The 19,431-nt window shown below is 51.7% G+C and carries 18 protein-coding genes; 11 read left to right on the top strand and 7 right to left on the bottom strand.

The annotated features are described in order from the left end of the window. Positions 1–13 precede the first annotated feature (13 nt). Entirely contained in the window at positions 14–730 is a 717-nt protein-coding gene (locus IEV97_RS07080; RefSeq protein ID WP_188500801.1) for a hypothetical protein, read from the bottom strand. A 266-nt stretch (positions 731–996) separates the two neighbouring features. Between IEV97_RS07080 and IEV97_RS07085 the strand changes: the two genes are divergently transcribed. The 6 genes from IEV97_RS07085 to IEV97_RS07110 all read left to right on the top strand — a co-directional run bounded on the left by IEV97_RS07085 (position 997) and on the right by IEV97_RS07110 (position 10,462). Next, positions 997–3,936: a CHASE domain-containing protein gene (locus IEV97_RS07085; RefSeq protein ID WP_188500802.1), complete on the top strand. Its 2,940-nt coding sequence runs from the start codon at positions 997–999 to the stop codon at positions 3,934–3,936. Between the two features lie 70 nt (positions 3,937–4,006). Further along, complete coding sequence (gene radA / locus IEV97_RS07090; protein ID WP_188500803.1) at positions 4,007–5,392, top strand: DNA repair protein RadA; 1,386 nt, start codon at positions 4,007–4,009, stop codon at positions 5,390–5,392. A gap of 194 nt (positions 5,393–5,586) precedes the next feature. Then, the gene (locus IEV97_RS07095) at positions 5,587–7,002 is read left to right on the top strand and encodes a TlpA disulfide reductase family protein (protein WP_188500804.1); all 1,416 of its coding nucleotides are present in this window, start codon (positions 5,587–5,589) and stop codon (positions 7,000–7,002) included. A 208-nt stretch (positions 7,003–7,210) separates the two neighbouring features. Further along, complete coding sequence (locus tag IEV97_RS07100) at positions 7,211–8,398, top strand: baeRF7 domain-containing protein (RefSeq protein WP_188500805.1); 1,188 nt, start codon at positions 7,211–7,213, stop codon at positions 8,396–8,398. An 87-nt stretch (positions 8,399–8,485) separates the two neighbouring features. After that, entirely contained in the window at positions 8,486–9,508 is a 1,023-nt protein-coding gene (locus tag IEV97_RS07105; RefSeq protein ID WP_188500806.1) for an SPASM domain-containing protein, read from the top strand. A gap of 39 nt (positions 9,509–9,547) precedes the next feature. Beyond that, positions 9,548–10,462: a mechanosensitive ion channel family protein gene (locus IEV97_RS07110; RefSeq protein ID WP_188500807.1), complete on the top strand. Its 915-nt coding sequence runs from the start codon at positions 9,548–9,550 to the stop codon at positions 10,460–10,462. A gap of 55 nt (positions 10,463–10,517) precedes the next feature. On the opposite strand, the gene IEV97_RS07115 is transcribed toward IEV97_RS07110, so the two are convergent. The 6 genes from IEV97_RS07115 to IEV97_RS07140 all read right to left on the bottom strand — a co-directional run bounded on the left by IEV97_RS07115 (position 10,518) and on the right by IEV97_RS07140 (position 14,740). After that, positions 10,518–10,856, bottom strand: coding sequence for a hypothetical protein (locus IEV97_RS07115; RefSeq protein WP_188500808.1), 339 nt, complete (start codon positions 10,854–10,856; stop codon positions 10,518–10,520). A gap of 336 nt (positions 10,857–11,192) precedes the next feature. Continuing rightward, positions 11,193–11,369, bottom strand: a complete 177-nt coding sequence (locus IEV97_RS07120) for a FeoB-associated Cys-rich membrane protein (protein WP_188500809.1) — start codon at positions 11,367–11,369, stop codon at positions 11,193–11,195. Positions 11,370–11,488: 119 nt separating this feature from the next. After that, positions 11,489–12,292 carry an inositol monophosphatase family protein gene (locus IEV97_RS07125; RefSeq protein ID WP_188500810.1) on the bottom strand — a complete coding sequence of 268 codons (804 nt, stop codon included), beginning with the start codon at positions 12,290–12,292 and terminating at the stop codon, positions 11,489–11,491. Continuing rightward, positions 12,289–13,527, bottom strand: a complete 1,239-nt coding sequence (locus IEV97_RS07130) for an Lnb N-terminal periplasmic domain-containing protein (RefSeq protein WP_188500811.1) — start codon at positions 13,525–13,527, stop codon at positions 12,289–12,291. Before IEV97_RS07130 ends, IEV97_RS07125 begins: the two co-directional genes overlap by 4 nt. Positions 13,528–13,709: 182 nt before the next feature. Beyond that, positions 13,710–14,402 (bottom strand): 16S rRNA (cytidine(1402)-2'-O)-methyltransferase, encoded by a 693-nt coding sequence (gene rsmI, locus IEV97_RS07135; protein ID WP_188500812.1) that lies wholly within the window; start codon positions 14,400–14,402, stop codon positions 13,710–13,712. A 92-nt stretch (positions 14,403–14,494) separates the two neighbouring features. After that, on the bottom strand, positions 14,495–14,740 hold the full coding sequence (locus tag IEV97_RS07140) for a 4a-hydroxytetrahydrobiopterin dehydratase (protein ID WP_188500813.1): 246 nt from the start codon (positions 14,738–14,740) through the stop codon (positions 14,495–14,497). Positions 14,741–14,866: 126 nt separating this feature from the next. Here IEV97_RS07140 and IEV97_RS07145 point away from each other — a divergent pair, with 126 nt between their 5' ends. From IEV97_RS07145 to IEV97_RS07165, 5 genes are all read left to right on the top strand, one after another. Further along, positions 14,867–15,727, top strand: coding sequence for an SDR family oxidoreductase (locus IEV97_RS07145; protein WP_188500814.1), 861 nt, complete (start codon positions 14,867–14,869; stop codon positions 15,725–15,727). Between the two features lie 76 nt (positions 15,728–15,803). Next, on the top strand, positions 15,804–16,115 hold the full coding sequence (locus IEV97_RS07150; protein ID WP_188500815.1) for a hypothetical protein: 312 nt from the start codon (positions 15,804–15,806) through the stop codon (positions 16,113–16,115). A 97-nt stretch (positions 16,116–16,212) separates the two neighbouring features. Continuing rightward, positions 16,213–16,449, top strand: coding sequence for a hypothetical protein (locus tag IEV97_RS07155; RefSeq protein WP_188500816.1), 237 nt, complete (start codon positions 16,213–16,215; stop codon positions 16,447–16,449). 96 nt (positions 16,450–16,545) lie between these two features. Beyond that, the gene (locus tag IEV97_RS07160) at positions 16,546–17,241 is read left to right on the top strand and encodes a metallophosphoesterase family protein (protein WP_188500817.1); all 696 of its coding nucleotides are present in this window, start codon (positions 16,546–16,548) and stop codon (positions 17,239–17,241) included. A gap of 416 nt (positions 17,242–17,657) precedes the next feature. After that, positions 17,658–19,259: a PKD-like domain-containing protein gene (locus IEV97_RS07165; RefSeq protein ID WP_188500818.1), complete on the top strand. Its 1,602-nt coding sequence runs from the start codon at positions 17,658–17,660 to the stop codon at positions 19,257–19,259. Positions 19,260–19,431: the final 172 nt, after the last annotated feature.

Raw genomic sequence — 19,431 nt, forward strand, 5'->3', positions numbered from 1 at the left:
TATACCTGCCAACTTATCGGATCACGCGCTTGCCCGAGCGGTCGGACAAAAGGGCAATCAAGTCTAACGGCACAGGCTTCAGGTAGGCTGTGTTCAGGATGGTCTGGTCTTCGAACGTGATGAGGTACTCGCCCTCCGCCCCCATGTAGTGGATGCTCTCGATCGCGCTGTGCGGGTAGGTGCGCTCCTGGTTGAGCATATTGGTCACCTGCACCTGGTTTTCGTCTACGTTCACATGCCAGCGCATGGCAAACCAAAGCACCACCACCGAGATAATCAGCATGAAAGCAAACAGGATGCGGTAGATACGGGTGGAGCGGAGCCCTTCCTGCTGGACCAGGTACTGCCTGTACAAATCCAGGTCCTGGCCCAGGAGCGTGCTATGTGAGAGCCGCAGCGGCAGCATGGCCGTGGTGAGGCCCAGCAGCAGGCCCGGCGCAAAGAAGGCATGGAAGTTAGGCGTCAGCACAAACATGTGCTCCGAAGAGAGGTGCAGTATGCTGGCGAGCATGGCCAGCGCCCCTGCGAAGAACACGGACAGCACCGAGGCAAATATAAAATAGGCAATTGTCAGTTGCCACTCTTTCTTCTGCATGTAGCGCGACTCGTCGGCGCTGATGGAAGCCTGCTGCCCTGCTGGTGACAGCCTGCGTAGCGCATAGCGCAGCACAGGCAGGAGTACAGCCACAGCGATGAAACTCAACAGCAGGCTTTTCAGAATATCTATCATGGTAAAAAGGTGTTTGATGTAAAATTAACATGCAAAGCCCAATTTCCTGTATTTAATTCGGCATTATCCGTTTATTTATAGGTAATTCAGGTATAATCAAGGGCTGGCTTGCAGCGCCGCCGCCGCCGGATTTTAAGCCCCTTAAATGTTGCAGTGGTTACAATAAATTCGTTATTTTTGATGACCTAACCATTGAACTAAGTGCTGTTGCCGGCCGTTGTTTTGCGCAAGGCCGGTGTTTTTTTGAATAGCCTGTTCATTTATTTATGAAACTTTCCAAACTGGTAGCGTTTGTCCGGGAGTATCTGATCGCGATTTCGTCTTTTCTGCTTATTTTTCTGTTAACGCTTTTTATTTACTCAGAGACGAAGAAGAAGGCGCTGGAGCGAAACGAAAAACTCTTCGAACTAAAGGCAGTACAGGCTACTCAGGCACTGCAACTGCGCATGCGCGACTATACCCAGATCTTGGTGGGTGCGAAAGCTCTTTTCGTGGCCTCCGACACCATTACCCGCGAAGACTGGGCGCAATACTACCGGACACTGAAGCTCGAGGAAAACTACCCCGGCATACAGGGTGTGGGCTATACCCATTTTGTGAAACCCGAAGAAATGCCTGCCCATATCAGCCGCTTTCGCAAGGAGGGCTTTAAGGATTATGCCATCCGTCCGGACAACCCCCGCTCTACCTATACCTCCATCATTTACCTGGAGCCGCTCGACAAACGCAACCGGAGGGCCATAGGCTACGACATGTTCAGCGACTCTACAAGGCGCTCGGCTATGCAAATGGCCCGTGACACCCGCAAGCCAGCCTTGTCTGGCAAGGTAAGGCTGGTGCAGGAAACTGGCGTGGATGAGCAGGCCGGTTTCCTGATCTACCTGCCCATTTATAAAGGCAATGCCGAACCCGAATCCATCAAGGAGCGCCAACGGCTCATCCAAGGTTTTGTCTATAGCCCTTTTCGGGCCAAAGACCTGATGATGGCGGTGTGGGGGAGTAATTATAGCGACCTGGATATTGAAGTGTATGACGGCACAGGCCTGGGAAGAAAAGACCTGCTTTTCAACACAGACAGCGTGCTGCATTATCATGCCGCTAAAAAACCGGAGCTGGACATGCTGAGCACCCTGAGCATCGGCAATCAAACCTGGCGCGTGTACTTTTCTGCCAAGCCCTCATTTGCCCGCTCCGCCGATACCGAACTGCCTTATTTTATTTTGTTGGGTGGTACTATCATCAGTCTGCTGATGTTCTTCATCATTTGGTCGCTCATCAACACGCGCCGCTCCAACAGCCTGAAACAGACGATAACCGACAATGCCACGGCTGCCCTGTTTATCATCGACGCAAATGGCATTTGCACCTTCATGAACCCGGCCGCAGAAGAAATGACCGGTTATGATTTCTCGGAGATGCAGAACAAGTCGCTGCACAAGATGGTGCACCACACCAGGCCGGACGGCACGCCATACCCGGCAACCGAGTGCCCGCTGCGCAATGCGCTGCATAAGGGGGTAGAAAAGAAAGAGGTATACGAGGAAGTGTTCGTCCGTAAAGACGGCAGTTTTTTCGATGTATCCTGTGCTGTGCACCTGATCAAAGACGGCAGCCGCGAAGCCTATGCCATCATTGAAGTGCAGGATATTACAGAAGAGAAGAGAGCCCAGCAAGCCATTATTGAGAGCGAGGCCCGCTTCCGTACCATGGCCGACAACGCTCCCGTGATCATCACCATCCTCGATATCTGGAAGCAGAGCGTGTATGTGAACAGGCAGTGGCTTGACTTTAGCGGGCAGAATTTCGAAGACAGCATCAACTTCGGCTGGCAGCAGATCATCCACCCGCAGGACATGCCTGCCTTTGATGAACAGTACAACAATGCCCTTGCCTCAGAAAGCGATTTCAGCGTAGAGGTGCGCATGCGCCGCCATGACGGGCAGTACCGCTGGATGGTGGTCACCTGCACGCCGCGTGTTGGCACCGAGGGCGACTTCCTGGGGCATATCAGTTCGGCCATCGATATTACAGATATAAAAGAGGCGGACCGCAAAGTGAAGCAGAATGCCGAGCTGCTGCAGAAGCTGTTCCTCGAAGTGCCGGCCCTGGTAGGGCTTGTGCGCGCCTCGGACCAGCAGTACCTGTTAGCTAACCCGCTTTACCGCAAGCTGTTCGGAAACCGCATGTTGGTAGGCAAAACGCTGCGCGAGGCCCATCCCGAACAGGAGTACCGGGGTGTATTCGAGGAGATAAAGAAGGTGTTTGGAACCGGCTCTCCTTACGTAGGCAAGGAGGTGCCCCTCATGGTGGACAACCACAACAACGGCAGCCTGACACAGGGTTATTTCAACATCGTGATACAGCCGCTGATGGACGCGAAGGGCAAACCGGAGGCCGTGCTCATTTTTGCGGTGGAGGTGACGGAGTTGGTAAAGGCCCGCACCAAGCTGGTGTCAACTAACGAGGAGCTCAGCCTGAAAAACATGGAACTGCTGCGCACCAACAACGACCTGGACAACTTCGTTTACACCGCCTCGCATGACCTGAAGTCTCCGATTGCCAACATGGAGGGCCTGTCTAACCTGCTGCGCGACATCCTGGAGGGCAAGCTGGAGGGCGAAGACAAGCAACTGCTCGACATGCTGGCCGATGCGATCGACAAGCTGAAGCGGACCATTGCCGACCTGGCGGAGATCACCAAAGTGCAGAAAGGGCTGCACGCCAAAGTGGAGCCGCTGGAGTTCGAGCACATACTGCAGGATGTGATGCTGGACATCGACAGTCTTGCAAAGGAATCCAACGCGGATGTGCAGGTGGATTTCCAGGTGAAGAACCTGCTCTATGCCCGCAAGAACCTGCGCAGCATCATTTACAACCTGGTGTCCAATGCGCTCAAGTACCGCAAGCCGGATCTGGCGCCGGAGGTGCACATCAGCACTTATATGGAAGGTGACTATGTGGTGCTGCGCGTGCAGGACAACGGGCTCGGCATCAAAAAAGGCCAGGAGCAAAAGCTCTTCAACATGTTTAAACGCCTGCACAATCACGTAGAAGGCACAGGTATAGGCCTGTACATTGTGAAGCGGATTATTGAAAACAATGGCGGGCGCATAGAACTGGAAAGTGAGCTGGGGCAGGGTACCACCTTCAAGGTATACTTCAAGCAGGTGCCGGTAGAGGAAGTGGTAAAGCCGGAACAGGTATAGTGCTCCTTTTTTAATCAATTTAAGAACACGTCAGCCCTGATTCAAAAGGGCTGCATAGGTATAAGGCTGAATGGCTAAAATCAAAACCTCTTATTTCTGTCAGAACTGCGGTGCGCAGTCCGCCAAATGGATTGGCAAATGTCCCGCTTGCGGCGAGTGGAACACCTACGTGGAGGAAGTGGTGCAGCGCGAAGAGCTCACCCCCACCAGCGTGTGGAAAGTGGGCAACACCAGCAGTTCGTCGCAGGTGGCCAACAAACCCAAGCCGATAGCCGACATCAACTACCAGGAGCAGCAGCGCATCCAGACCGTGGACCAGGAACTGAACCGGGTGCTGGGCGGCGGCATCGTGCCGGGCTCCATGGTGCTGATTGGCGGCGAGCCAGGTATAGGCAAGTCCACGCTGATGCTGCAGATCGCCCTGAGCCTGACGGGGATGCGGGTACTGTACGTGAGCGGCGAGGAAAGCGAGCACCAGATCAAGATGCGAGCCGAGCGCCTCAATGCCCAGACCTCCGACTGCTTCATCCTGACCGAGACCGGCACCCAGAACATCTTCAAGCAAATAGAGCAGCTGCGCCCGCAGGTCCTCATCATCGACTCCATCCAGACGCTGCACTCATCCTTTATAGAGGCTGGGGCCGGCAGTGTGAGCCAGGTGCGCGAGTGCACGGCGGAGTTGCTAAAGTTTGCCAAGGAAAGCGGCACGCCCGTTTTCCTGATCGGCCACATCACCAAAGAAGGCAACCTTGCAGGTCCGAAGATACTGGAGCACATGGTAGACACCGTGCTCACATTCGAAGGAGACCGCCATATGACCTACCGCATCCTGCGCACCACCAAGAACCGCTTTGGCTCTACCTCGGAACTGGGTATTTACGAAATGCTGGGTACCGGGCTGCGGGAAGTGAGCAACCCTTCGGAGATTCTGATCTCACAGCGGGAAGACGCCTTCAGCGGCATTGCCATCGGAGCGACGCTGGAAGGCAACCGGCCTTTGCTGATCGAGGTACAGAGCCTGGTAACACCTGCCACCTACGGCACACCCCAGCGTACGAGCACCGGCTTCGACGGCAAGCGCCTGAACATGCTGCTGGCCGTGCTCGAGAAGCGGGGCGGGTATCGACTGGGAGCACAGGATGTGTTCCTCAACATAGCCGGCGGCCTCAAGGTAGAAGACCCGGCGCTGGATCTGGCTGTCTGCGCCTCCATCCTCTCCTCTTTCGAGGACATTGCCATACCTAGCACCTCGTGTTTTGCAGCCGAGGTGGGCCTTGGCGGCGAGGTGCGGGCTGTCAATCGCATCGAGAACCGCATTACCGAAGCAGAGAAGCTTGGCTTCCGGGACATCTACATCTCAAAGTACAACAAAAAAGGAGTGGACCTGAGCAAGTTCTCGATCAATGTGCACGCTTTTGGACGGTTGGAGGAAGTGTTTGCCTCCCTGTTTGGTTAGGATTGTGCTTTAAACAGGAAGGACTTCTAACTTTCGTATAATTTAAAAGGGGGCGTTGGGATTTGGAATTATAATCTATATAATTAATGTTGAGTGCGTTAGCTGAGAGATTTTCGGTCCTGGACTGGAAGATCGAAATAGCGCCTAACTCAACCTAAATTAGATTTTATAAGACACCTCTACCCACTGTACCTATGAAACGGACGCTTACCCTATTGCTGGCATGCATGCTGGCAACGCATTGCCTGTTGGCTCAAAGTACCGTTACCATTACGGGCAAAGTTCAAAAAGGCCAGGTGGATGACATCTTCATCGCCTCTCTCCCCTCTTTATTATTTCCGGAAGAACAGCGCACGTTTACCGAAGTGAACAACGGCCGTTTCAGGTTTGAGCTGCCGGTGAACAAACCCACGACGGTAGAGCTGGTGTATGGCAACGAATCAGTGCCGCTATACCTGGAGCCAGGTTTTGAGCTACAGGTTTCGTTTGCAGCCGGCAAAATGCTCAAGACGCTGAAATATAGCGGACAGGGTGCTAACGAAAACAACTACCTGGCCCTGCATACCTATCGCTTCGACGAGGAGGAAGATTACCAGACCCTGCCCGACAATGTGCGGCTTTCAGAAAAAGCGTTTCTGCAGTTTCTGGACTTCCGCAGAGAGGACCAGCAGGCCATCTTCGAAAAGAAAATAGAAGTGAAGCCAGTGAGCGAGCATTTCCGGCAAATGATACTGGCGGAGATCGAATATAGCTACGCCAACGACCGCCTCACCTTTTTCGACATGCGCGAGCTGATGCGACTGCCGGTGCAGCTTAGTCCCTCTGCCACCTACTTCGACTTCCTGAATCACCTGGAAATGGAGCAGCCTGCCAGTCTGGAGGCCATCAGCTTTCCGGCCTTCCTGCGCAACTACATCCGGTTTATAGGGCAGCAAGCCAAGCTGGAAACGAGCGACATACACTATTATAAAAAGGCCTACGATGAGGTGAGCTATACCTTGCAGGGGCAGGCGCGCGTGATGGCGCAGGCCTACCTCATACGGCTGTCGCTGCAGCAGGGCAACGTGCTGCACCTGCCTGCCATGCTGCATGACTTCAGCCAGAACCAAGGTATAGCGGCTGTGCATGCCAACCTGCTGCGCCAGTACGAAAGCCACCCGGGCTTAGGTATAGGCAGCGCCGCTCCCGACTTTAGCCTGCAGGACATAAACGGCGAGTTAGTATCGCTCAGCGATTTTAAAGGCAAGATTGTGTACCTGAGCTTCTGGCGTACGGACTGCGGCCTGTGCATGGTAGAACAACCGCATGCGCAGGAATTGGCCCGAAAGCTACAGCCCCACGACGTGGTGCTCATCAATATAGGAGTGGATGAAAACGAGCAGGCCTGGCGCAGCGTGGTGCAGTCGAGAGGGTTGGGCGGCGTGCAGCTATATCTGAAGGGGCAGGGCCATGAACTGGCCCGGAAGTATGGCCTCAAAGATGTGCCGGCTTACTTCCTGATAGGCGATGATGGCACGATCCTGAGTACAAAGCCCCGCCGCCCCATAGACCGCGAAGTCGAAAAGGAAATTCTGCAGCATGTGATGAACAATCGCGCCTCCCGCAAATAGGCAGTTTGTAATTTATACTTTAGCAAGAGCCGCCCGTCATGTTAACGTGATGGGCGGCTTTGTTTTTGGATCTTAAGCCCCTCTTTCCGGAGGCATAAATAACCGTGCATTTGATTGGTGCGTAATTAAAGCCTAACCCCCAACGCGAGGGGCAATCAAAAGGAATTGATTGTTTGAGATATCCTTATTCATTTAACCGCTAGAAAATATGGCATTAATCAACAAAAGTGACATTGAGAAACTGCTCAATGTTCAGAGCAACACGAAGGGCGCACTTTGCATCTCTATTTACATACCTACGCACCGAGCCGGCCACGAAACCCTGAATGGTCAGAACCAGACCCTCTTTAAAAACAAACTGAAAGAAGCGCGCGCCCTGCTGGCCAGACACGATGTGGCAGAGACGGAGATTAACGCCTACCTGCAGCCTGCCGAAGAACTCCTGAGCGACACCGGATTCTGGCGCCACCAGGCCGAGGGACTCGCCGTGTTTCTGACCAAAGGCTTCTCGGCACACTATACCCTGCCGACCACCATGCCGGACGTGGTATACGTGCTCGACCAGTTCTACTTCACACCGATGCTGCCGATCCTGAGCCAGAACGGCCGTTTCTTTATCCTGTCCCTTTACCGCGAGCGCATCGGTTTCTACGAAGCCACTATTGAGCGCATCCGTCAGATAGACATCAGTGCTTTTGCGCCGGAGAGCATGAACGAGGCGCTCAAGTTCAATGTCAAGGGCAAAGACCAGGATTTCCATAACTCCACCACGACCGTAAACGGCTCCAACATTGTACACGGGGCAGGTGCCAGCAAAGGCGACGAAGAGCACGACGAGGTAATTGAGTTTATCCACGAGGTAGACAACAGCCTGCAGGAGATTCTGCACAACGCCACGGAGCCACTGGTGCTGGCCGGTGTTGACCACTATTGTGCCCTGTACCGCAAGTTCAGCAAGTATAAGCACATCGTGCCGCAGCACATCAACCTGAACGAGAGCGCGGCAGGCATGAACCCGCAGACCATCCACGAGAAGGCGCTGGAAGTGATCAAGCCGCTGATGCAGCAAAGCCATACCGACTCACTGAGCCGCTACGAAAACGTGGCAGGCACCGGGGTAACCTCCGAAGACATTGCCACGGTGGCCGCCGAAGCGGTGCACGGTCGTGTGGACACGCTCTTTATTACGCCAAGCAGCCCGGTTTGGGGACGCTACGATGCCAAGAGCGCTGTGGCGGAAGTGCACAAAGACTACCAGCGCGGTGATGACGACCTAATTAACCTGGCGGCCATCAAGACGCTGGCGCAAGGCGGAAAGGTGTTTGTGAGCAGCTACAACGGCCTGGCCGAGGTAAGCGAGGACGGCGGCAGCGTGAAAGCGCTCTTCCGTTACTAATCAGCACCAGATTTTGGCCGTTAGCGCCATAAAGTATAATTTAGAGGGCAGCCTTTGTGGGCTGCCCTTTCTTTTGCATACCTGTACATGAAGCTTCACCTTACTGATAAGCTCAATTTCCTGTCGAAACTAACACCGCTGCGCATGCTCAATGCCCTGCAGGTGACGGGCAGCTATTGGTATGCAAGAGCGTCGCGGAAAGCGGTGCACTGGGGCGACCCGCTCAGCATCTCGTTTGAGCCGACCACCTCCTGCAACCTGCGCTGCCCCGAGTGCCCCAGCGGCCTCCGCTCCTTCACCAGGCCCACCGGCATGCTGCAGGCCGATCTGTTCAAACAGACCATCGACCAGCTGCACAAGCGCCTGTTATACCTGATTTTCTACTTCCAGGGCGAGCCCTACCTGCACAAACAGTTTCTGGAGCTGGTGAAGTATGCCTCCGACAAGGGCATCTATACCGCCACCTCCACCAACGCTCACTTCCTCGACGACGACACCGCCCGCAAGACTGTGGAGTCGGGTCTTGACCGACTGATCGTATCGATTGACGGCACCACGCAGGAGACCTATGCGGCCTATCGGGTGGGTGGCAAACTCGACAAGGTGCTGGAAGGCACGCGGCAAGTCGTGAAATGGAAAAAAGAACTGAAGTCGCGCACGCCGCACATCATGTTCCAGTTTCTGGTGGTGCGCCCCAATGAGCACCAGATTTCGGAGGTGCAGGCGCTGGCCGACGAACTGGGCGTAGATGAAGTGGTGTTTAAAACGGCGCAGATTTATGATTATGAGCAGGGCTCCCCGCTTATACCTACCATCGACTATTACTCCAGGTATAAAAATAACGGCAATGGCAGCTTCTCCATCAAAAACAAGCTGCTTAACCAGTGCTGGAAGATGTGGCACTCGTGTGTGATCACCTGGGATGGCCTGGTAGTGCCCTGCTGCTTCGACAAAGACGCTGAGTACCGCATGGGCGATGTGAAAACGCAGAGCTTCCGGCAGGTATGGCGCAGCCCGGGGTATAACCAATTCCGCAAATCGTTGTTACAGTCACGGGAAGAGATAGAGATGTGCCGCAACTGCACCGAAGGCACACGGGTATGGGCATAAGCTATACCTGAAGATAATGTGAAACAATAGAAACGCTATATGAATGATATAAACAAGGCGCTTGAACTTTTGCTGGGCAAGCTGGAGAGTTGGGGTGAGCACTTGATTTTGATGCTGCCAAATATTGCAGTGGCGATCATACTGATTATCATCACATTCGTGGTGGCCCGGTTTATCCGCAACGGTCTGGACAAAGTGATCGGACGCATATCGCACAGCGCTGCCCTTAATAACCTGATTTCCACTATTCTTTACATTGCCCTGCTGGCGGTTGGTTTCTTTTTTGTGCTCAGCGTGCTGCAACTCGATAAAGTGGTGATCTCCTTGCTGGCCGGTGTCGGCATTATCGGTCTGGCATTGGGTTTCGCCTTTCAGGATATTGCCGCCAATTTCATCTCAGGCATTATCATAGCAGTGCAAAAGCCCTTTGGAGTGGGCGACATGATAGAAACCAACGATTATTTTGGGGTGATTGAGCGGGTGTCGTTGCGCACCTTGGATATCAGGCAACCCTCGGGCGAATTGGTGAAGTTGCCCAACAAGATGGTGTTTGAGAACCCGGTCACCAACTTTTCGAGCAGCGGTACACGGCGCCTCGACCTGGATGTGGGCGTGTCGTATGGAGAGGACCTGGAAAAGGTGCAGCAGATTGCGATTGAAGCTTTGCAGGATGTGAAGAACCGTGTAAAAACGCGTGACATAGAAGTGATGTACGATGCCTTCGGTGACAGCTCTATTAATTTCAAAGTCCGCTTCTGGATCAGCTATTCACGGCAGATAGATTTTGTATCGGCCAAGAGCGATGCTATTATCAAGATCAAAAAGGCTTTTGATGCGAACAACATCATGATCCCGTTCCCGATTCGAACACTGGACTTTGGCATAAAAGGAGGTGAAAAGCTGAGCGAACAGCTAGAGCAGGTGAAGGATGGCCGGAGCGTGTCAGATAATTAGGTATAGCCGAGGCAGTTATAAAACAGAAAGGGCCGACTCATCGGCCCTTTCTGTTTTATTTGTCTTTTTTGTCAAGGTTTTTACCAAGGTCTTCCACCTGTTTCAGGAAGTCATCCACTTTCGCGTCGGCATAAGGCCCGTAGGAGTTGGAGATCGTGCCGTGCAGGCCATTGCTGGTTTCCACGGCGTAAAGTATCGACATGTCATCCGGATTGCTTTCACCCTCAAAGCGGTAAAAGTCCACGATACGCACCTCGTCCGGCCCGAAGGTCTGCTTGTCCTCCATGGTGCACAGTCTGCCCTCACCAGACACTTTAAAGTCGTAGGTATAGCCGTCCTTGCGGAGGCGGTTGAGTACGTTAATGAGGCTTCTTTCTTCTACTTTATCTTGCATAGCATATAGTTTTAAGGGATATTCTAGTTAGGTATAGAACTATACGCAAAATCAGGCAAGGGATATGAAAATGGGGCTGGAATTATTAATAGCCGCAGGTATGGCAGGCACAGGAGGAGCAGTGAGCCAGCGCAGACGATCAGGCATAGTGCCATGGAACTACCGAAGCTTATACCTAAAGCGTTGAGGATTTGTGCGAAGGTATAGCCGAATTCACGCGGAGGCAGTTCAGGCATGGCGACCAGCGTAATCCCAGGTATAGGTGCTATGCCTAGTTAGTTTTTGAGAAAGGAGTCCCAAAGTCTTTTGTCAAAAACTCCTTTGTCAAGCCGAAACCTATGCCGATTTCTTCGCGAGCTCCTTCTGAATCTTGCTGAAGTCGATGGCCGAGCAGCTGCCGCAGCCTTTGGCGCATCCGGCATTTTTGTTCGGCATGAAACTGCGGTAAATCACCCGGCCCATGTAGACCACTGCTACCGCGAATATCAGGAAGATGATGATGTTCTGTACCATACGCTCTTATCAACTGCACAAAGATACAAAAAGTTTAGAGGTCGTTTTTGATTTTATACCTGAAGACGAAAAGACCCTTTTATAAAAGTTTTTTGTCTTAACCTCCTTTGTCAAACAGCTTACGGGAGCTGCTCTTTCCAGTGCTCGGCAATCGTATCGAGCATCTCCTGGTGGATGTTGCCGTTGCTGGCCACAATCTCCCGGTCAAAAACATAGTCGCCGCCCGCTGTGAACTTCGAGACATGGCCGCCGGCCTCCTGCACGATAATGGCGCCGCCTGCCACATCCCAGGCGTTCAGGTTAAACTCAAAGAAGCCCTCAAAACGGCCCACCGCTACATAGGCCAGGTCCAGCGCCGCTGAGCCGAGCCGACGCACCCCATGCGATTTGCCCATGAAAGCGCCCAGCACCTGCAGGTACTGCTGCGTGAGCCCGAACTCGTAATAAGGAAAGCCAGTGGCGATGAGCGAATCCTTTAGTTTTTCTGCAGGCGATACCTTGATGGGACTGTCATTCAAGAACGCACCGTTGCCCTTGGTGGCGTAGAAGCATTCGTCTTTGTTGATCTCGTACACAATGCCCAGTACCACCTCGTCGCCTTCCATCAGGGCCACGCTCACAGAGTAGAGAGGCAGGCCATGGGTAAAGTTGGTGGTGCCATCCAGCGGGTCGATAACCCAGTTGAAGCGCTCGCCACGGGTGTTGTCGGTTTCCTCTTCTGTAATAAAGCCCGCCTCGGGGAAGAGATTGCGCAGGCCCTCGACCAGTTGCTTTTCGGCCTCTTTGTCTACGTAAGACACCAGGTTGTTGAATCCCTTCAATTCTACCCTGCCCCTGTCAAAATCAGCGGCTTCGTGCTTGATAAAGGCGCCTACTCTTTTGACGATGATAATGGCATTCTGGCAAAGTTGCTGCAAGTTCATATACGCTCCTTTATTTTAGTATTTGTGTTGCTGATAACCGTGGGCTGTCTGGCAGCCCAAACCGTATACGCGGCTCTTACCAGGAGGGCTAAGGCAATTGGGAAAACGGCAGTGTGCAGTTGCTGCGGCCACGCCCACCACAGCAGTAGGGTGATGAACGCCAGTGCAGCCGTCACCAGCATGTACTTCTGCAACCAGCCCGGCAGCACCGGACGGGCCAGGAAGGCCGCCGCTATAACGTGGGTAGGAAGCGCCCAGAGCAAATTAAAGTTATTGGCAGCCGCCTGGTGATCGGTGGCAAACCAAAGCAGAAACAACAACACGCCCAGCAGACCGGTGATCAGGAAGAAAAACACATCAAACATACGGCTGCGCTTGCGGCGCTTGTAATCCAGGTACGTTATCAGGGCAACTGCCCCGAAAAACAGCCACCACACCACCACCGGGTTAAACGGGCCGCCAGTGGAGGTAGGCGGAGGGCTGTTCTGGAAAATAACGGTTGGTTCGCCCACCAAAGGTACCTGCTGACCATTTTGCTGAATGGTGGCGCTGCCGAATCCCTCCGAAAGGTAATCCGGCAGGAACATGTACTCGTAAGGCGTGGCTTTCTGGTCGATCGGTGCGCCCAAGGCCAGGTCTATCCCGAAATCGGACCAGGGCTGCGGCGGCAGGTATAGGTCGATCAGGTTGCGGAAGCTCATGTCCTGATCAAGATGCGTGATGTTGAAGGCCACCTGGTCTGGGAAGGTAGCTTCTACACCGTCGCGGATGCGGGTGGCGCAGTTGTCGAAGAAGAAGTCGTAGAGGTAGAAGCGGTTCTGGGGCAGGTAGTTGTTTGTGAGGAACTGCCAGTACTGCTGCTTCTGCGCTTCCGTGAAGTTCATCTCCTGCTCATAAATGGAGCGGTTGTCCAGGGTATAGCTGTAGGCGAAATCCTGGAAGTAGGCAATGGAGAGCTTGTAGTTGAGCTTGCCCCGGATGAACTTGATGTAGAAGCCGGGCTCATTGAAGTCGAAGGTGCCGTAGTTGAACACGATGTCCATACCTGTGGCGGGGTCGTTGACGCGCACGGCGCTGTGCCCGAATATGGCGTACAGCTCTTCGCCCGGTGAGCAGGTGATCAGGCTAATCTTGGCCTCCGTAGACAGGCGGGTGTCCTCAAACTGCGCCTGTGCCTGCAGGGCAACCAGCAGCAGCGTGCATATGAGTGAGAGCTTTTTAAGGTATAGCTTCATGGTAGTTTCAGTATCACGACACACGTATCAAGTATCACGATTTTCGTGTGTAGTATGCGTTTATAACAATATCTCCAGATCTAATCTACCAGGCAGGCCTGGCCAGGGTCTAGGGTTCGGGTTCTTAACGACACAGGTATAAAAATCAGACGTGCTACTTGATACATGTGTCATGATACGTTTTACTTCGCTCCTGCCCCGGAAACCACCAGCACAAACTCTCCCTTTATGGCTTTGGTGGTGAAGAGCTCGATCAGTTCGTCAAGCGTGCCGTTCACGGTCTCCTCAAACATCTTCGAGATTTCACGTGAAACAGAGGCCATGCGCTCGCCCCCGAAGTACTCTTTGAACTGCGTAAGCGTTTTGAGCAGGCGGTGCGGAGATTCGTAGAAAATCATGGTGCGCTCCTCGGCAGCCAAGCTGATCAGGCGCGTCTGCCGTCCTTTTTTCAGTGGCAGAAAACCCTCGAAGGTAAAGCGATCAGTGCTGAAACCGGATTTCACCAAAGCGGGAACAAAAGCGGTTGCGCCGGGCAGACATTCTACTTTGAGACCGGCCTTCAGGCATTCGCGCACGAGCAGGAAGCCGGGGTCAGAAATTCCGGGCGTGCCGGCATCCGAAATAAGCGCCATTACCTCGCCCGCTTTCATGCGCTCTGCCAGGTGTGCGCTGGCTTTGTGCTCGTTGTGCAGATGGTGGCTGTGCATGCGCTTCTCTATACCTAGGTGCTGCAACAGCTTGCCGCTGGTACGGGTATCCTCGGCCAGAATCACGTCCACTTCCTTCAGGATGCGAATAGCCCGCAGCGTAATGTCCTCCAGGTTTCCGATGGGTGTCGGCACGAGGTATAGATTGGTTTTTTCAGGTTCCTGCATGCAGCAAAGGTATTACTTAATTGTCGATTGTGCACAGCTGATTGCTTCGCCAGCGCACTGGTTTACGCAGCTGTAAGTGAGCTACAAGCAATTTATACCATCATGCTATCGTAGATTTCGTCGATGCGCCGGGCCAGCTCTACATCTTTGTCTGTCACCGTATTGCCGGCGTCGTGGGTGGTCAGCTCGATCTCTACTTTGTTGTACACATTGCTCCACCACGGGTGATGATTGAGCTCCTGGGCCACATCGGCCACTTTGTTCATAAAAGCCATGGCCGCCCTGAAGTCTTTGAACTCGAGGCTGCGGGTGAGTTTATTTTCAGTTTCCTTCCACATGTTCTTCCGGTGCTAAATTTTAAGGTATAAACGGCCAGCTACCTCACAAGATGCCGACCTGCGGTAACTAGGCTAAAAATGCAGGCGTATAGTAGGGACTGCGATCACACTAAAACTATGAAAACTATGGCAAACAAACCAAAAGAAGTGCCCGCTCAGAAGCAAGACGAGCAACCCGGCAAAGAGCACAAAATGACCCCACGGCCGGAGTACATACGCGAAAACTACAAAGGCAGCGATAAACTGAAAGGCAAAAAAGCCCTGATAACGGGCGGTGACAGCGGTATAGGCCGTGCCGTGGCCGTGCACTTTGCCCGCGAAGGGGCCGATGTGGCCATCGTATACCTGAATGAGGACAAAGACGCCAAAGACACACTTCAGCTAATCGAGAAGGAGGGCCGGAAAGGGGTGCTCATCTCAGGCGATATCGGTGACGAATCCTTTTGCAAAAGTGCGGTGAAGCAGGCCGTGAAGGAACTCGGAGGCTTGGACATACTGGTCAACAACGCCGCTGAGCAGCACGACCAGGCCGACCTCCGGGACATCACGAAAGATCAGCTGCAGCGCACCTTTCAGACCAACATTTTCTCGATGTTCTACATGACCAAAGCGGCCCTGGACCACCTGAAAGAAGGCAGTGCGATCGTCAATTCTACTTCCGTTACCTCCTACCGTGGCAGCGACCACCTCATGGACTACGCCTCCACCAAAGGAGCGATCACAGCCTTCACCCGCTCCCTTTCCTCTAACCTGGCCGAAAAGAAAATACGGGTAAACGCGGTGGCCCCCGGCCCGATCTGGACCCCGCTTATACCTGCCTCTTTTGACAAAAAGAAAGTGAAGGAATTCGGGCAGGATGCGCCGCTGGGGCGTCCTGGGCAGCCATCAGAGGTGGCGCCGGCCTATGTGCTGCTGGCCTCGGAAGACGGCTCTTACATAACCGGGCAGGTGATCCATGTGAACGGCGGCGAACAGGTAGGCAGCTAATCAAATTAAACCATAGCGGCCGAAAAGGAGTAAAAACAGGTATAGCTCCCGAGCGGAGCGCGATAAAGACACAACTATGGAAAACAAAGAAAACGATAAACACGCAGGTGAATCGAATCACAGTGAGGCCGCCAAAAACAGGCCGGTGCGTGTGATTGAGGACGACACCACGGATCAGGAATTCCGTGCAGGGCACATCATACCCGGCGCTGATCCGCCCAAGAACGAGCACCAGCGCGGCGGCTTCGGTAACCGCGACGGCAAAGAGGGCTTTGGCAGCGACACGGCTTCCGAGGGACCATCAGCCACTGGCGTGAACGACTACGCCGACGACGGCACACCGCCACCCGACAACATGCGCACCGAAGACGAAGGGCGCGGCACCTGATCAGTAGCATCGAATTTTACACAAGGTATAGCTGCTTCAGGTATAGCCTGAAGCAGCTTGCCTTTCATTTTTAACTTAACTACAAGGAGGACACATTATGCCATCATATAAGCATACCCAGCCTGGAGGGGAAAATTCAGGAAATCCAACAGGCAAGGGCCAGGACAAAGCCGGCGCCAAACCTGTGGACCCAAACAGCACCAGATCGGAACACGAAGAACTGGAAGAGAAATATACCGTGGATGATGCGGATGAGACCGGCGCCAATGTACGCGTCAACAACCCGAACCGCAACCACGACAAGCCCGGCCTAGACAATAACAAGTATAACTAATCAGAAAAAAACAGCTGAAGAGAATAGCACCTGCTTATAACACAGGTGCTATTTTTTTAGCCTGTTTAAAACGATTCAGACCAGACGTACCCCGCCATGGCCCGATACGCGATCAGTGACATACACGGCTGCGCCCGCACTTTTAAAACGCTTGTGCTTGAGCAGCTGCAGCTCAAAAAAACGGACGAGCTATACCTGCTCGGCGATTACGTAAACAAAGGCCCTGACAGCAAAGGCGTACTCGATTTCATTATTCATCTTCAGAAGCAGCAGTACCAGGTGTATTGCCTGCGCGGCAACCACGACCAGATGCTACTCAAAGCTGCTTCCAAAGGAGAGTCAGCGCTGAACCTTTCAGAGCCGGAGAAAGAAATGGTGCTGCAAAACTTTGGGATGCAGGATTTCAGAAAACTCCCCACCACCTATGCCCGTTTCATAGACTCCCTTCCCTACTACCTCGAACTATCCGACTACTACCTGGTGCACGCCGGCTTCGACTTCCACCAGGATGATCTGTTCAGAGACATAGAGGCCATGCTTAACATCAGAAACTATAACGTCGACTGGAATCGGCTGGATAACAAGAGACTGCTGCACGGCCATACCCCTACTGCCCTTCATGCCATAAAGAAAAGTGTTACACACCAAAACGCCCGCGTCAACCTCGATGCAGGCTGCGTCTACTACAAAAACGCCGCCTATGGCAACCTGGTGGCGTTGGATTTAGATACTAATTTATTGAATATTCAGTGCAATTTAGACCGCCCTTATACTGTTCGCAGAAAGAGCTGATAATTAAATATTTGAATCGTTATAATTGGCTATTGGTAAGATAATTTTGGTTATTAAAGCATATGGGTGTGTATAAAACCATTAAAATTTAGTGCAATTTGTGAAAATCTAATAAAATAAATAACATAAATAATGTGAGTTTTTGTGGTGCAATTCTTAATATTGCTTTATAGTTATAAACAATTACACTTAATAGCTGCAAGGCAAAACAAAATTCCAGAATATTTAACGAGGTATTAGGCTACTCTAGTAAGCTATAGCATACTGTGCTTTCCTGACGAAGTGGTGAACCTTAAGCTTCAGCTTTAAGAAGCAGATGCAGGAAGTGCTTGAAAAAGCATGCTGGAATTGCTTTGCCCATTTTTTCCAGCTTGTGAGTAGGTGCATAGGGATACTTCTAACCTTTTATAATTTTTATGAAACACTTCTACAACTCAAACACGGCTGCAGGTAACCCGCAGCCAATTGCTAAAGCCATGGGAACGGCGATTAGCGGTAAACTCCTCACTTTTCTGTTATTGGGCTTTTTCCTGCTGGTGAGTGGGGAGAGTATGGGACAAGCTGCAGTTATTACCAATATTACTCCTAAATGTGGTATAAAAGGCCAGGCTTTAAATTTAACAATAGTTGGTACGGGCTTTAAGATAAACCAAGGCGGAGGTAATGATCATGATGCCCATGTAGTAATTAATGGCAATACTTCGAGCCTAATAGTTCCTACTTCTAAAACATCAACTGAATTGCAAGTAAATATTCCTGCTAGCAGAGTAATAGGTGATTTTTTAGATATCCAAGTTAGGCAGAGGGAAAGTAGTGGGAATGTTTATCCATTGTCTAATGTTGTACGAGTACATTTATATGACATTCTGCCTACCCTTAGCCCAATAGGAAATATAACTGCTTCAAGGGATATCTCTTGTGGAGTGCAGCAGGTTACTTACTCAGTTCCAGCGGTAACAAATGCCACATCTTACAATTGGGTAATACCATCAGGAGCGTCTGTTATAGGGGCTACAAACACTAATAGCATTATTTTGGAATATACTGATGCAGACCTAGTTGGAACGGTATCAGTTTCAGCAAGTAATAATTGCTTTACAAGTGGATCTACAAGTTTAAGTATAGTGCATAAAAAATCTACTATATTGTCAGGAGGTAGGATAGATATAAGGACTACTAATCCAGACAACAGAGTTGATGCTTTCAAACCTGCAACATTTATAGCATGGTCAGAAATTACAGAGGCGAATGACGTTGCTAGCTATGCTTGGTTTATAACAACTGATGGAGTGAACTGGGCTGGTGTACCTAATTCAAATTCAAAAGAAATTACTATTGCCTCTGTCCCTGAAAATTTAAAAGGCATTCAAGTGTTTTTGTACGCAAAGCAAGAAGGAAATCTTAGTACTTGTTACAATAACCTACCAGCAAATAGAATTGTTGAGATAAATAATATTGGTATAGTTCCCCTCCCAGTAGAACTCGTCTCCTTCAACGTGAAGCGTGATGTCAAAGGAGCAAAATTAGTATGGGCAACAGCCTCGGAACTAGATAACAAAGGCTTCGAGGTACAGGTTTCGACAGATAGCAGAACATTCGTAGCTATTGGCTTTGTAGAAAGCAAAGTAGGTACAACCTCACTGCGTCAGGACTACAGCTTCCTTGATACAAAAGCTGTGTCTGGCACACGCTATTACCGTTTAAAGCAGGTCGACCTAGATGGCACTACCTCGCTGTCGCCAGTAAGGGCCATTGTGCTTGATAGTGACAACAGCATTGCGGCAGCCTACCCTAACCCATTTAGCGATGTAGTAACGGTAAGACTACCTGGCACAGAATCGCGGCAGGTAAAGGCAACACTTACCGATGCAATGGGCAAGGTGATGCTCGAAACTGTAGAGGAAACAGCTGGTAACTCCATCAGTGTCAGTACGCACAATATTTCCACAAGTGGTATGTACATGCTGCATGTATATGACAACGATACCAAATACACTTTTAAGCTTATGAAACGATAGTGATATCAATGCTATAACAAAGCAAAAAAGGGCTGCAGTAACTGCAGCCCTTTTTTGTTGCTAAGCAGTTTTTAGGAGTTACTAATGACTCTTATACATAGAGGGGCTTAGCTGCTACGGGTTACTAATCGCGAAACGCAGGTAAGACTTAATTCCGTCTTTGCGATGAAGC

The organism is Pontibacter amylolyticus, from assembly GCF_014638845.1.
Lineage (GTDB): Bacteria > Bacteroidota > Bacteroidia > Cytophagales > Hymenobacteraceae > Pontibacter > Pontibacter amylolyticus.